Here is a 14,719-nt window from a genome sequence, read left to right on the forward strand (position 1 = left end):
GAAGCGTACAATGAAAAGTATAAGGTCATGGATAATCTTGTTAATCAATTCTCTGGTAATACTGGTAGTGGTGATCCTTTCTATTTTTTCTTACAAAGAATTTAAGAATGCGCTTGATGAAAGAGTTATTTTACAGCTGACTTCTATTAAAAGACTAAAAAGAATTCAGTTGGAAGCCTTCTTAAAAACCGAAGTAGGTACTTTTCTTAGTGAAAACCATGCAATAGTAGAGGATGAGATTATAGATCCCTATACTCAATATTCGGATAAGGTGGACATTGAATGCTTGAAGAATAAGGTTAATTCGCTCCCAAATGAACAAGTATTAACAGACCTAAGCTCTTGTTCTACAGATGGCAATGTACTGATCGCAATGGTAAAGAAAGTAAAAAATGAAATCCGGAAAATTGAATTTTTAAAGACGGATGCCATTCAGGAAATATTAATGGAGCGAACCGGGATGGGTGAAAGTGGTGAAACCTATTTAGTTGGCCCTGATTATCGATTGAGGTCTGTTTCAAGGTTTTTTCCAGATATAGCTCCGGGTCAAATTCTGGCCAAAACAATAGGAGCGGAGCAAGCACTTGCAGGTGTAGATGGCTTTGGTGTCTTTAACGACTACCGTGGTATACCTGTGTATAGTTCTTATCATAAATTGGATATTCCATATTTTGATTGGGCCATATTATCTGAAATGGATGTGGAAGAAGTGACCACACCACTTCTAAAGATGAGAAACAAGCTTATCTTAATCTCTATTTTAGTGCTGATTTTTGCGCTTACATTTTCCTTTTTTATTACAGTTGTATTGACAAAGCCCCTTCTGAAAATGAGGTTCTTCCTCAATAATATGACAAGAGGGAATTATGATTTTAAAATTGTCAATACCTATCCGACCAAAGAGATCAATGAAATGTTTGTGGCCTTAGAAAAACTACAAAAATCCATTCGTGAGGCCATTCAATTCTCCTCAGAAATAGGCAATATGAACATGAAGGCAAAGTATGAATTGTCTGGTGAAGGGGATTTATTGGGGAAATCATTGATGCTCATGCAAGAAAAATTAAAGGAATATGAAAATGCTGAAAACCTAAGTCGTTTGATGGCCAAAAAATCCTTGATTGAAGGACAAGAAAATGAACGCAAGCGATTGTCCAAGGATTTGCATGATGGACTTGGTCCTTTGCTAACCAGCTTAAAATTAATGGTTCAAACCTCAGATTTACCTTTAAGTGACAAAAAGAAAATCAATTTGGTGGTAGATGGTACCATTGATGAAATTCGAAGAATGACTTATAATTTAATGCCCACGGTTTTGGTTGACTTTGGGGTTGGCAAGGCATTGGCAAGCTTTATTGATGTAATTAAAAAATCTAGTGGAATAGAAATAGTTTATGAAGATGCGACCAAGGGAAACACTGGAAAATGGAACATTGACCTTGACATTTGTATTTTTAGAGTTTGCCAGGAATTAATCAATAATTCCCTTAAACATTCCGGGGCAAATAAAATCACAATATCTTTAACAGAATTTAGTGACAAGCTTTCCTTTTATTATCTTGACAATGGTAAGGGATTTGATCAAGATAGTGTTAAATATGGGTCTGGGTTGAGGAATATTAGGGAACGAATAGAAATTTTTAACGGGTACCTACATATCAAATCTGATGAGGACGGTACAGAAGTGGAAGTAGAAATACCTATAAAGGATGAATATAATTAAAATTGCCATTGTTGACGATCATCAGTTATTCAGAGATGGAATCCACTCTCTTTTGTCAAAAAATGATGATTTTGAAATTTTAATCAGTTCAGAAAATGGAAAGGATTTTTTTGATAAACTAAAATCTGGAAACCTCCCCGAAATCGTACTTCTAGACCTTACTATGCCTGAAATGAATGGTTTTGAGGTGCTTATTAAGCTTAAAAAAAAGTATCCCAATATCAAGGCCATTGCTATATCTATGCATGATGATGGGAACTATATTATGCAGTCAATAAGAGCAGGTGCTTATGGCTATTTGCTTAAAAATGCTGATGAGGAAGAATTGCTAAAAGCAATTGATACTGTGCTTAATGGTAACAAATACTTTAATCAAGAGATTTCTCAAAAAATGATCAATATCATGTCTCTTGAAGGGGTCAGCCCCAAGAAACTGTCTCCCAAAGAAATGGAAATTCTAAAACTGATCGCAGAGGGACATACAACCAAAGAAATCGCCCAAAACCTCTTCATAAGTACCCGTACCGTCGAGACCCATCGGAACAATATGATGAAAAAGATTGAAGTTAAAAATACTCCTGAACTGATCAATAAGGCCTCTCAACTAAAGTTATTATAAAATATACGTATTAATACGGATGTTTTATCTCAGTATTTAGCATTACTACAATTTACCAATTTTCTTAGAGTATCTAAGCCCCTTGTTTGGCGTTAATTTTACTAGACAATAGAAATTAACAAAAAACGACATACAAATGAAAAGTATACTGCTAGCCTTCGCTTTTATGACAATTGCTACGTTTAGTTTTGCTCAGGATAGAAATGACCTAAAAGGTCCCGCTGCAAAAAATTACAAGCCTTGGCAAAAATCCGACAATGCCAGTCCAAAAAAAGTATACACTTTGCATACTTCAAATAAACTTCAAGGACCAAGTGCAAAAAACAGTAAAGTTTGGAAAGAAGAGAACCAGAATTTCCAACAAATAGAATTGGTTTCAAATAAACCTAGAACTACAGGCCCAAAGGCTAAAAATGCCAAGCCTTGGAATAATTAAGAATTAAACTATAAATACAATCATTAGCCTTGCCTTTATTATTGGCAAGGCTTTTTTTTTTTTTTGAATGATAAATGATTATAAGCATTCTTTAAGCTTTAACCCGGATTATGTATTAGGATTTCTCCGTCCTGACAATAGTCAGGGGTGAAGCCCGTCCCGTGTTTACGGGAAGTGTTGCAATCGCAAGAAAATCAGACTGTTTGGAGATTTTAGCATAGCACCGTTATGGTGAAATTGAAAACAGCAAGGAAGGGCTGATTTTAAAGCGATTTCAGCATGTAATAGAATGCCTATTGCATTTTTCGGGTTTAAAGGTCAGATTTTTAATAATGATATTGCTTCTTACTTTCTTCCAAAAGCGTGCGCTCTCAATCAAGGTGCTAATCTTTAAACATTCAATTAAAAATGTGAAGAATTTAAGCAAAATCTCTAAAATCCTTATTATTTGATTTTCATACCACAGGTTTTGCTTAAGTTTGGTAAAAGGCTACTAAGCAATTAATGGGCAAGCATTTAAAATCCATTTTTCACCAAACCTATATTAAATTTGATTGAATTCATAAACTGTAGGATGTCAACCAAAAATGGGTTCGTCCTTCTATTTTTTCTATTCTCATTTTCCCTGACCACCAACGCCCAAATCAGGGAACTACAATCCATGTGGGAAGAACAAATTGATACTGGTAGTTATGATTTCAGGAGGATTAATTACCTTAAAATATCAGAAGAGGAGTTTTTAGACCTTTATGATGCTCAACCTAGCTTTGGGATGTTCAGGGACAATTATTTTATTACAGGGGTGCCAACAAATAAGGAAATCAACAAGCAAACAGCGGATGCCAAATACCAGATTAGTATTAGTCAGCGACTGACCAAGTCCAGATTGCCCTTCCGAACTTCCTTGTTGCTCACATATACCCAGAAATCATTTTGGGATATTTATGAAAATTCTTCTCCTTTCGCTGATAACAATTACAATCCAGGTATAACCTTGATCAGGCCTGTATTAAGTAATAAAGAGTTAAGGGGAGGTGTTGCGCTTTCTTTTGAACATGAATCAAATGGGCTGGATTCCATATATTCCAGAAGTTGGAATTTCATTACGCTTTCAGGAGTGTATTTTTACAATCCTAGTATTTCTCTTCAAGGAAAAATATGGGCTGGAGTTTTGGGAGATGAAAACAAAGATCTTTTTCGATATAGGGGATATGGATTATTGGCACTCAATTACCGCAGTTACAATGATAATTTTTGGGCAAGCCTGGTGCTCAATCCAACCAAAAAATTCAATGCCGTCAACACCATTGTAGAGTTAAACTTCAAACCTGTTCCCTCAGCCAACCAATACCTTTTCCTGCAATGGTACAATGGCTATGGAGAAAACCTTTATGATTATAATCAATATACTTCCATGCTGAGATTTGGCTTGTGCATCAAACCAGCAATGCGGAATTTTTATTGAAAACTTGCTGAAGAATTAAATGCTTTGTGTACTGGCTTGCATTGAAGTTAATGACTTGTGTTTTTCCAAAAATGTTTTAATCCCGAATAATGTTATAGGATTTCTCCGTACTGACTGTAGCCAGGGGTAAAGTATTTTCATTTTTACGGGAAGTGGTTTTATACTATTTTTTTGGTAACCTGGTTTGTAAAGATTAGTTCACAATAAAGAAGTGAAAAGCATTTTAGATCCAATAATAGGACATTTAGGTTAACTATTGGCCATAAAACATTTTTAATTGTAAATAGTTATATAGTTAAAAGAAATAGTTGCCTTTGCATACCAACTGTTTTTTGTTATCTTCAAAAAAAACCCAATACCTTTTGAATTGTAATCAATCATTAAACTTTCCTTTTAATAGTACTTCAGGTGCCTTCAAAAAGTCTTCCTATCCCTTTATCATGTGCTGCATTGGGATAATTTGGCTAACCTTGTCATGTGGAAATAAAGTCACTACAAGAGATGTTCCTGTGGAGCTCCCGGAAAGTTTTTCTCTTCCAACAGGAGTTTCTGAACTTGAAACCGACTGGTGGGCTGCTTTTAAGGATAACCAATTAAATGCATTGATAGATACTGCTATAGCTCACAATCTAGAATTGAAAAGCTCTTGGTTTCAGGTCGCACAAGAAGCCAGTAATGTTGCCATAATTTCTTCTCAGAGAGTTCCTCAAGTGTTTTTAGAACTACAGGGAGGCGCAAGTAGACCTGCTCCTGATTTTGTAGGGGGAGAAAACACTCAATTGTCTTTGCGAACAAGTTACGAGGTAGATCTTTGGGGAAGAGTAAAGCAAAGTAAGCTAGCAGCAGAAAATCGTTTAATGGCAAGTTACCTAGATTACCAAACCCTTGCCATTACCATAGCTGGAGAAGTTTCGTTGACTTGGTTTTCCATTAAAGCTTTTCAAGAACAACTGAAATTGATTCAAGAACAAACAAAATACAACCAACAAGTGTTGGCACTGATCCGAGCGCGGTTTGCGAGCGGGCAGGTAAGAGGTGTGGACATTCTTCGTCAGGAACAGCTGATTGAAAACACCAAAGAAGAAGCGCTTTCTGTACAAATGGAGGTGAAAACATTAAGAAACAGGCTTGCAGTATTGCTTGGCATCGCGCCAGGCAAGCTTTTAGTCGCTCCGGACAGCAAATTACCGAATCTAAATTCCATTCCTGACGCTGGTTTACCCATGGAATTGATCAATAGACGCCCTGACATTCAAAGCAGTTTCAATCGCATGCAGGCTGCCGACAGGGAGGTTGCAGTAGCGATTAGCAATACTTATCCAAGACTTTCTTTCAACCTTACCGGGGCCTTAAGATCCAATACACTTACCAACTTGGTGGAATCTCAGGCAGCATCTTTAACAGGTAGCTTATTGATGCCACTTTTTTACGGTGGAAGATTAAATGCCGAAAAGAAACAAGCAGAAGCTTTTAGAGAACAACAGGTTCAAGAGTATGGTCAAACCATTTTACAAGCCCTTCAGGAGGTGGAAGATGCAATGGTTCGTGAAAGTCTTCAAAAAGAAATTATCAAAAACCTTGAAAAGCAACTGAACCTTGCCGAACGGACATTTCAACAACTGCGGGTTGAATATCTCAATGGGTCCATTGCCTACCTTGATGTGCTGGTCACATTGGATCAGATGCAGCAATTGAAAAGAGAAATGGTCACAGAAAAATTGAACTTGCTTTTGTACAGGGTTTCCCTTTACCGCTCCCTTGCAGGGGGATTCCAAACTCCCATTGAAAACGAGGAGGAATTTAGCATGAATGAAAACACAATCCCGACAAAATGACTAAGAAAAAAACCATATTTATAAGCCTGGGATTATTGATTGGTTGTGTCCTAATCGCTATGCTCTTTTTCTGGACAGCACCAGAGGCTGAAATGGAAGGAGCCTCAAAAACTACTGCCATGTTAGTGGATGTGGTACAAGCAGAGCAGGGTGATTTTACACCTACCATCGTGGCAACCGGCATTGTTCAACCAGCTACCGACATTTCCTTAAGCAATCAGGTAGGTGGAGAAATCACAGGCATTGCTAAACAGTTCCTTCCTGGTGCCTATGTGAAAAAGGGTGAGCTGTTATTACAAATCAATCCTGCTGATTATAAAAATACACTGCTATTGAGGAAAAGTGATTTATCCTTGGCCCAATCGGATTACGAAGTTGAGCTGGGCCGTCAGGATGTAGCGCTAAAAGATTATGAATTAATTGGAGATGAGTTGACTTCCAAAAATCAGAACCTGGTTCTTAGGAAACCTCAACTGTTAGCTGCAAAAGCCAATGTGGAAGCTGCTGAAGCTGCGGTAAACCAAGCGGAATTAAATTTAGAGCGAGCGGGAATTAGGGCACCCTTTGATGCGCATATATTGTCACGAAATGTAAATCTAGGATCTCAAATCACTCCTGGCTCAGACTTGGGGCGTTTGGTAGGGATTGATGAATATTGGGTAATGGCCAATATACCTCTTTCCAAGGTAAACTGGTTGTCTATAGGAGAAGAGGTTGGTGGAACAGGTTCCCCAGTATTAATTGTACACCCAGCGGCTTGGGAGCCAGGACAATTTCGCGAAGGGCATGTATCAAGATTGGTTGGAGCCTTGGACAATCAAACTCGATTAGCCCGAGTAATTATTCGCATTGCTGATCCATTATTGCGAAGAAAACCCAATCCAGATAAACCTCCCTTGATCATTGGAACCTTTGTAGAAGTACAAATTGAAGCCCGCGAATTAGTAGATGTCACCCGACTTGAACGTCAATACATACGACCTGGAAATACCGTTTGGGTTATTCAAGAAGGTAAATTGAACATACGTAATGTCAATATCCTCTTTGAGGACCAGGATTTTGCTTATATCAATGAAGGCTTGTCCGCCAACGACCAAGTGGTGGCAACAGATCTTGCCACTGTAGTTGATGGTTCACCGCTTCGTTTGGACCCTGATAAATAGTTAAAACCATGCAGGAACCTAAAAACCTAGAAACTGAAACAGGCGCCATTGCCTTTATGGCCAGAAGACCAATCATCACCAATTTGCTGATGGTAATCTTACTGTTTGGAGGAGTTTACACCATGTATTCCATCCAAAAAGAAGTTTTCCCACAGTTTCAACTGGACATAGTGGAAGTATCTGTGGTATACCCTGGAGCTGCCCCAGAGGAGGTGGAACAAGGTATTGTCTTGCCGGTTGAAGAAAAGGTCAGAGAAGTTCAAGGCATTAAAGAAATTATTTCCCAGGCTGATGAGGGTTCAGGAACTGTAGAAATCTGGCTAATACCTGGTACAGACCGCATGAAGGCACTTCAGGATATTAATCAAGCGGTAAGCAGAATTCAGACTTTTCCCGATGACATTGAAAGACCTCAAATTGTCCTTCAAAATCAACAAATGGACGTGATGCAGGTAGGGATTTATGGCAATGTGGATGTATGGACGCTTAGGATTTTAGCCGAAAGATTGCGAACAAGGCTTCTTAGTGATGATCAGATCACCCAAGTTGAAATCGGCAATGTGCCTGATTTTGTAACACATGTGGAGATCCCAAGAAATACACTGTTAAAATACAACCTCACTTTGGGGCAGGTGGCCGACTTGATTGAAAATTCAAGTCGAGACATTCCGGCTGGATCTATAGAGACGCTTTCTGGGGAAATTCTCTTAAGAATGGAAGAGCGGAAACTGGTGGCTGAGGAATTTTCAACCATAGATATCATATCTTCCGAATCCGGCTCTACAGTTACTTTAGGAGATATTGCCAGTATACGAGATGGCTTTGAGGAAGTGGGGTTTAACGGTCAATTTGAACAGCAAAATACGGTAGACCTGGAAGTCTTTCGGATTGGTAATCAATCGCCTCTGGATATAGAGGCTACCGTAAAAGATATACTAGAGGAGTTTAGGCCTAGTTTGCCTCCAGGCGTACAAGTACGAATCGAAAGCAATAGAGCAGAAGATTTTCGGGAAAGACTCTCTTTGCTTACTGAAAATGGGCTCATGGCTATAATAATAGTACTTGTTATTCTAGGTTTGTTTTTGGAGTATCGCTTGGCTTTTTGGGTAATGATGGGCATGACCATATCCTTTGTAGGAGCCATGATTTTTCTTCCAGCCGTAGGAATTAGTGTCAACATGATTTCCATGTTTGGCTTTTTGATTGTTATGGGAATTGTGGTAGATGATGCCATTGTTGTGGGAGAAAACATTTATGAGTACCGACAAAAAGGTTATTCGCATATGGATGCGGCTATTTTAGGGGCCAAAGATGTTTCTAAACCCGTTATCGTAAGTGTGCTAACCACCATTATGGCATTTGTGCCGCTACTTTTCATACCAGGAGAAACAGGAAAATATTGGTGGCCATTACCTGTAGTGGTAATAGTAGTACTTTTTGTTTCCTTATTCGAAGCCCTATTTATTTTACCCTCTCATGTAACCAAGCCACCCAAAGAAAAGAAGCATCCTTGGGTTAAAAAGTTAGAAACATGGCAGGGAGCTATTGCATCTGGGTTTAACCGTTTTATCAATACCTATTACAAGCCTTTTCTTGACCTATGCCTGCGAAATCGTTATCTCACATTTTCTGGGGCCGTCTCACTATTGATTCTAGTAGGAGGTTTTGGTTACAGTGATCACATGGGCATGGTGCTAATGCCTGAAGTGGCTGCTGATGAGATTGAGGCCGCAGTAAGACTTCCTGTAGGGACTACGAATGATCAGGCAGCAAAGGTGGCCGTAGAAATCACTAACAATACCCACAAAATGTTTGAAATTTATAACCTCTACGAAGTGGCTTATGGGGTCAAAACCAATGTACGGGGAAAGGATTTTATTGACGTGGAAATAGTGATGAAACCACCAGACCAGCGGGACATGAGTCCAAAAGAACTTATCGCACTTTGGCGCGAAAATATTGGAGACATTAAGGGCGTTGACCAAATCAATTTTGAGGCGGAAAGAGGTCCTGGCGGTGCCCGACAAGATATAAGTGTAGATTTGAGCCATCCCAACATCGACGTTTTAGAGCGGGCAAGCCAGGCATTTTTGGAACGGGTGCAAACCTTTACAGAAACAAGAGATGTGAGTGACAACTATAACAAAGGCAAACTGCAGTTGGGCTTTGAATTGCTACCCGAGGGTCGAAACCTTGGACTTACACCCAATATTGTAGGCCAACAAATTCGTGATGCCTTTTTTGGTGCCTTGGCCATGCGGCAACTTCGGGGTATCAATGAATTTGAAGTAAGGGTGAAATTGCCTTTAGAGGAGAGAAAAGACATCAATTATTTGGAGGATTTTATAATACAGGCACCTGATGGTACTGCTGTTCCCTTATTGGATGTAGTGCGCATTAAAGAAGGAGAAACCTTTACAAATATTAACCGGAGAGATGGCAAAAGAGTGGTCAATGTGGGCATGGATGTGGAACCTGCAGCAGCACAAACTCGAGTGCTAAAGGCTTTAAATGAGCGAGTTTTGCCACAATTGCGTGCTGATTTTCCAGGTATTGCCTGGACTTATGAAGGAAGTCAAGCGGAAATGCGGGAATCCACGGATGCTTTGTGGTCTGGATTTATTATTGCCATGCTATTGATCTTTTGTCTTTTGACCATTGCTTTGGGTAGTTATTCGCAACCCATTATAATCATGCTTGCCATTCCTTTTGGCATTGTAGGAGCTGTAATCGGACATATTCTATTGGGCTATGATTTGTCCTTAGTAAGTTTAATGGGAGTAATTGCCTTGTCTGGTGTGGTTGTAAATGACTCTTTGATCATGATCGACTATGCCAATAAAAACAGGAGGGATTTATCGGCTTATGAAGCCATCCACGAAGCAGGGGTAAGGCGTTTTCGCCCTATAGTATTGACAACGCTGACTACCTTTGGTGGCCTAACACCTATAATTCTAGAAACATCCAGTCAGGCTTTCCAATTAATTCCTATGGCCATTTCTTTGGGCTTTGGTATCATTTTCGCTACCGCAATTATTTTGGTAATTGTACCTTGTTTATACATGATTTTCGAGGATTTGGTAGAAGCCGTAAAGCCTAAAAAGAAAGTGAGTGCATAAATTCAAATGTAAAAAACCTTATATTTGAACAAATAGGAAAATCATGAAACAAGTCATTCATTTAACGCTATTTGTACTTTTGATGAGTAGCTCATTCTTAGTTCAGGCACAAGTGGTAGATCAAAAAGTTCATCTCGTCGTTTTTCAAGTCACCAAAGGAGAAGTTGCTGACCAAAATAAAGCCATAGCTCAGCTTAACAATATATTGAAAGCTTTGCCGAATGCTGAAATAGAGGTGGTTTGCCACAGTGGTGCGCTGCCAATGGTTTTGAAAGAAAAGAGCCAGGTATTAGAGGGTATAGTTAAACTACAAAGCAGGGGAGTAGTTTTTGCCGCTTGTGAAAACACCATGCGCAGGGCCAAGGCGAGCAAAGAAGACTTGGTTGACGGAGCCATTACCGTTCCATCTGGCCTTGCAGAAATCATTATAAAACAAGAACAAGGTTGGGCCTATATCAAAGCAGGTAACTAATAGCAAAAGTTCAGTATTGCGTTTAGAACTCATCAGGCATGAAAATACGAAATCCCCCTTAAGGGGGAAATAGGGGGATTTTAACGTAAACTATAAGCCTATTATCATTTTTATAGCTAAACCCATAAGCCCAGCGGATAACTTATCCATCATACCTATTCCTTTGGCTTCGCTTAGGAGCCGGTACCCCTGATGTCCTTTTTAAAAATATATATTATTCGAACAAAATAATATACCCGTTGAAATACCCCTTCCTATAAGTCCCTTAATTTTTTTTGGTCTTTTGCAAAATCTTTTTAACCTGGTTTCCATAAATCATAACTCATATATATTCAAATAGTTATACCAGATAATTTACCTCTTTTTTACCCCCTTCTACTATAGAATTGGAGTCAAATTAAATAAAATACTCCCTCTAAGAGGGATCGCCGCAATACTTGCGTCTAAAGAGAAAACGAAAACAACATTTTTATGAAAAAGATACTAATAATGATTGCCATGGTAGCCCTTACTTCATTGTCTTATGCTCAAGGGCAAAGAGGCCAAATGCCAGAACCACCTTCCGTAGAAGAAATGATCAAAATAGCCACCAAAGAATTGAGTCTATCCAAAGAGCAGGTAAGTGATTGGGAAGCCATACATGAAAAATATGCAGATGCCCTAAAGGATCGTTCTTCGGCTCAGGAAACCAGAAAAAAAATGGAAGAAGAATTGGAAGCCACTTTAACCGAAAACCAATTGGAGAAATACATTGAGAACAGAAAGAAACGTGGCAACAGACCACAAAGAGGACCAAGACAATAATTAGATAGGACTAGAAAAAAAAAATAGGTCATCGGGCAATTGACAATTTTTTCTATTTCCTCCAAATACTATAACGTTAATTAATACTATTATGATTAAGCGAGAAAAACTTTCTTTGATAAGGTATTCCAAATACCTGTACCTATTATTTTTCATTTTCACGATGGCATCCTGTATGGATGAAGTTGAAGATATAATCGAAGAGTACGATGATGAAGAACAGGTAATCTTCGATGATACCGATTTTGACCCCATTGATTGGACAGAGGCTACGCATAGCAATGATGCTGATCCCGATTTTGATGAAGTTTTTGAAGACTTGGCAGTAAAAAGATTGGATATTGTCATTGCTGAAGACCGTTGGCAGGCAATGCTTGATGACATGACTGATTTGTATGGCACCTTCGGTGCTAGTAGGGGCGGCGGTGGCAGACCTGGAGGCGGTGGTGGCCCAGGTGGAGCCGCTACTTTTACTGACGAAGACCCTTTATTTGTACCTGCCGAGGTATTTTACGAGGACAAAGAATGGTACAGAGTAGGTGTTCGATTTAAAGGAAATTCGAGCTTACAAAGTAGCTGGCAGTCAGGTATTTTAAAGTTGTCTTTTAAACTTGATTTTGATGAGTTTGAGGACGATTACCCACAGATTAAAAACCAAAGATTTTTTGGCTTTAAAAAGCTGAGCCTCAAAAACAATTACAATGACAAGTCCATGCTGCGAGAAAAAGTGGCCACTGAAATTTTCAGAGATGCTGGCTTGGCTGCTTCGCATACCGCCTTTTATACCGTGTATGTAGACCATGGGGATGGACCAGTCTATTTTGGACTGTACACCTTAGTTGAAGAAGTAGACGATACCGTATTGGACACCCAGTTTTCTGATGACAATGGAAACTTATACAAACCAGATGGTGATGCGGCTAGTTTTGCAACAGGAACTTATGATGAGGATGAATATGTGAAGAAAAACAACGAGGATGAAGCTGATTTCTCTGATGTAGCAAGCCTCCTGGCCATATTGCATGATGGATCAAGGACAAGTGATCCAGAGGCCTGGAGATCAAACCTTGAAGAAATCTTGGATACGGATGTATTTTTGAAATACCTGGCTGTAAATACCATCATTCAAAACTGGGATACCTATGGTAGAATGACACACAACTACTTCTTGTACAACAATCCAGACACCCATAAATTGACATGGATTCCATGGGACAATAATGAAGCCTTACAAAATGGAAATCAGCAAGGTAGCCTGCCTTTGAATTTCTCAGGATTAAGTTCATCCAGCTGGCCTTTGATAGGGTATTTATACGCAGATGAGGTATACAAAGCAAAATATGACGCTTATGTTGCGGAAGTGATCTCAGGTCCTTTTAGCACAAGTATCGTCCAAGCAAAATACAGTGCTTATTCAGCCTTAATAGCGCCTTATGCCACAACAGAATTAAATGGCTACACCTTTTTGAATAACAGTGGAGATTTTCAAAATGCTGTCAATACTTTGATGTCCCATACGACTTCAAGAGCCAGTGCGGTTAGCAGTTACCTTAACAACTAGGTATCATTTGTAGCGAAGTTTGATATGGCTTTTTGAAACCTGCCAAAAGAATTTAGGTTTGAGTTGTTTGTTTGCATCAGTACCCAGAGTAGTCTTTTCTTAAGGGAAAGCTTTTTCAAGGTGCTGGTGTTTTTTTGTTTTAATTTAAAAACATAGTTTGGTATACAACCTTGTGGTTCCAACTTGTTGAGGGAAAATAATATTTAACTTTGTATACTCTTTATTATGTGCAAGTTAATTTCTTAAATTAACAACATTAAAATTTTATGCCCATCATCATTCTACATACAAAAATCAATCCTCCCATTGAAAGATGTTTTGATTTGTCAAGAAGCATTGATCTCCACAAGGTATCCACAGCCCACACCAAGGAAGAGGCGATTGATGGGGTTACAACAGGTTTAATCAACTTGGGAGAGTATGTAACTTGGAGAGCAGTACATTTTGGCATAAGTCAAAAACTTACTTCCAAAATCACTGAATTTCAAAGGCCTTCTTATTTTATTGATGAGATGGTTAAAGGTTCCTTTAAGAGTTTTAAACATTATCACTATTTTGAGTGGACTGAATACGTTACACTTATGATCGATCGATTTGAATTTAAATCACCAATGGGGATTATTGGGAGATTTGTAAACGCTGTAATTCTAAAAAAATACATGAGAAACCTTTTGATCAAGAGAAATGAAACGATAAGAGAATTTGCTGAATCAGACAAATGGAGAGAAATTATTATCAATCAATAATAAATTTTATATCTATTAACTACTCTTTGATAAATTAAGCCAAGCTGATCAGCCAAATAGAAACAATTTTTTTAAAATGAAGCTGCGATTATGTAGCTTGTAGCAACAATGCAATCGATATAATCATGAAAAAAAATATCTTTGGCCTTTTGATTCTCTTTATTGGCTGGCTTCCTGGATTCACACAGGAGAGATCTGTGACTGAAATTCTTGAAGAATCAAAAGCCAAATTGGAACGAATAAGTGATTTTTCTGCAGATTTTACCTACAGCATTGAAGTCAAGACTAATCCAACCCGGGTCTCTAAAAATGGAAAATTTCATTATGCCAAAGGTAAATTTGTGGTAATTATGGAGGACCAGGAAATATACAGTGATGGTAAGTATCTGTGGATACATTTACCCGGTGAGGAAAATTCAGAAGTTACCATTATGAATTATGATCCGGAAGAAAGCTTTAATTTTGACCTCATTTTTTCTCCAATGTATGAAACGGCGACCAAGTCGATATATGAAGGTAAAAAATCGGTAAATGGAGTAACTTATGATCAAGTTTATCTTCAATTTTCCAATCCGGAACTGGAGTATCATCAGGTCAGGCTATGGATCAATGAAACTTCAAAAATCCAGGAGAAAGTTGTCCTTGTCAACAAAAAACAAACCATTACTACTTACGCCTATACAAACATCAAAACAGATCTGGGACTTCCGGAAAGTACATTTGTTTTTGATACAGACAACTTTCAGGGAGATATTTATGATGAAAGATGACATTTT

The 14,719-nt window shown here is 38.5% G+C and carries 12 protein-coding genes; all 12 read left to right on the plus strand.

Features of this window, described 5'->3' with window-relative positions:
* Nucleotides 1-10 precede the first annotated feature (10 nt).
* The 12 genes from AC13EX_RS20480 (at nt 11) to AC13EX_RS20535 (ending at nt 14,713) form a co-directional block, all read left to right on the plus strand.
* The gene (locus AC13EX_RS20480; RefSeq protein ID WP_482894116.1) at nt 11-1,723 is read left to right on the plus strand and encodes an ATP-binding protein; all 1,713 of its coding nucleotides are present in this window, start codon (nt 11-13) and stop codon (nt 1,721-1,723) included.
* Nucleotides 1,710-2,342, plus strand: coding sequence for a response regulator (locus tag AC13EX_RS20485; protein WP_482894117.1), 633 nt, complete (start codon nt 1,710-1,712; stop codon nt 2,340-2,342). The genes AC13EX_RS20480 and AC13EX_RS20485 overlap by 14 nt, the downstream gene beginning before the upstream one ends.
* 136 nt (nt 2,343-2,478) lie before the next feature.
* Entirely contained in the window at nt 2,479-2,778 is a 300-nt protein-coding gene (locus tag AC13EX_RS20490; RefSeq protein ID WP_482894118.1) for a hypothetical protein, read from the plus strand.
* 574 nt (nt 2,779-3,352) lie between these two features.
* A complete protein-coding gene (locus AC13EX_RS20495; protein WP_482894119.1) occupies nt 3,353-4,243 on the plus strand; it encodes a phospholipase A in 891 nt (296 codons plus the stop codon).
* A 362-nt stretch (nt 4,244-4,605) separates the two neighbouring features.
* The gene (locus AC13EX_RS20500) at nt 4,606-6,078 is read left to right on the plus strand and encodes a TolC family protein (RefSeq protein ID WP_482894120.1); all 1,473 of its coding nucleotides are present in this window, start codon (nt 4,606-4,608) and stop codon (nt 6,076-6,078) included.
* Nucleotides 6,075-7,241 carry an efflux RND transporter periplasmic adaptor subunit gene (locus AC13EX_RS20505; protein WP_482894121.1) on the plus strand — a complete coding sequence of 389 codons (1,167 nt, stop codon included), beginning with the start codon at nt 6,075-6,077 and terminating at the stop codon, nt 7,239-7,241. Before AC13EX_RS20500 ends, AC13EX_RS20505 begins: the two co-directional genes overlap by 4 nt.
* An 8-nt stretch (nt 7,242-7,249) precedes the next feature.
* Entirely contained in the window at nt 7,250-10,360 is a 3,111-nt protein-coding gene (locus tag AC13EX_RS20510) for an efflux RND transporter permease subunit (protein WP_482894122.1), read from the plus strand.
* Between the two features lie 43 nt (nt 10,361-10,403).
* Entirely contained in the window at nt 10,404-10,832 is a 429-nt protein-coding gene (locus AC13EX_RS20515) for a DsrE family protein (RefSeq protein WP_482894123.1), read from the plus strand.
* A gap of 471 nt (nt 10,833-11,303) precedes the next feature.
* Complete coding sequence (locus AC13EX_RS20520) at nt 11,304-11,636, plus strand: hypothetical protein (protein WP_482894124.1); 333 nt, start codon at nt 11,304-11,306, stop codon at nt 11,634-11,636.
* 91 nt (nt 11,637-11,727) lie between these two features.
* Nucleotides 11,728-13,197: a CotH kinase family protein gene (locus AC13EX_RS20525; protein WP_482894125.1), complete on the plus strand. Its 1,470-nt coding sequence runs from the start codon at nt 11,728-11,730 to the stop codon at nt 13,195-13,197.
* Between the two features lie 266 nt (nt 13,198-13,463).
* Nucleotides 13,464-13,943 carry an SRPBCC family protein gene (locus AC13EX_RS20530; RefSeq protein WP_482894126.1) on the plus strand — a complete coding sequence of 160 codons (480 nt, stop codon included), beginning with the start codon at nt 13,464-13,466 and terminating at the stop codon, nt 13,941-13,943.
* 125 nt (nt 13,944-14,068) lie between these two features.
* Entirely contained in the window at nt 14,069-14,713 is a 645-nt protein-coding gene (locus AC13EX_RS20535; RefSeq protein WP_482894127.1) for a LolA family protein, read from the plus strand.
* Nucleotides 14,714-14,719 lie beyond the last annotated feature (6 nt).

It is taken from the genome of Cyclobacterium sp. L-R (assembly GCF_056859355.1).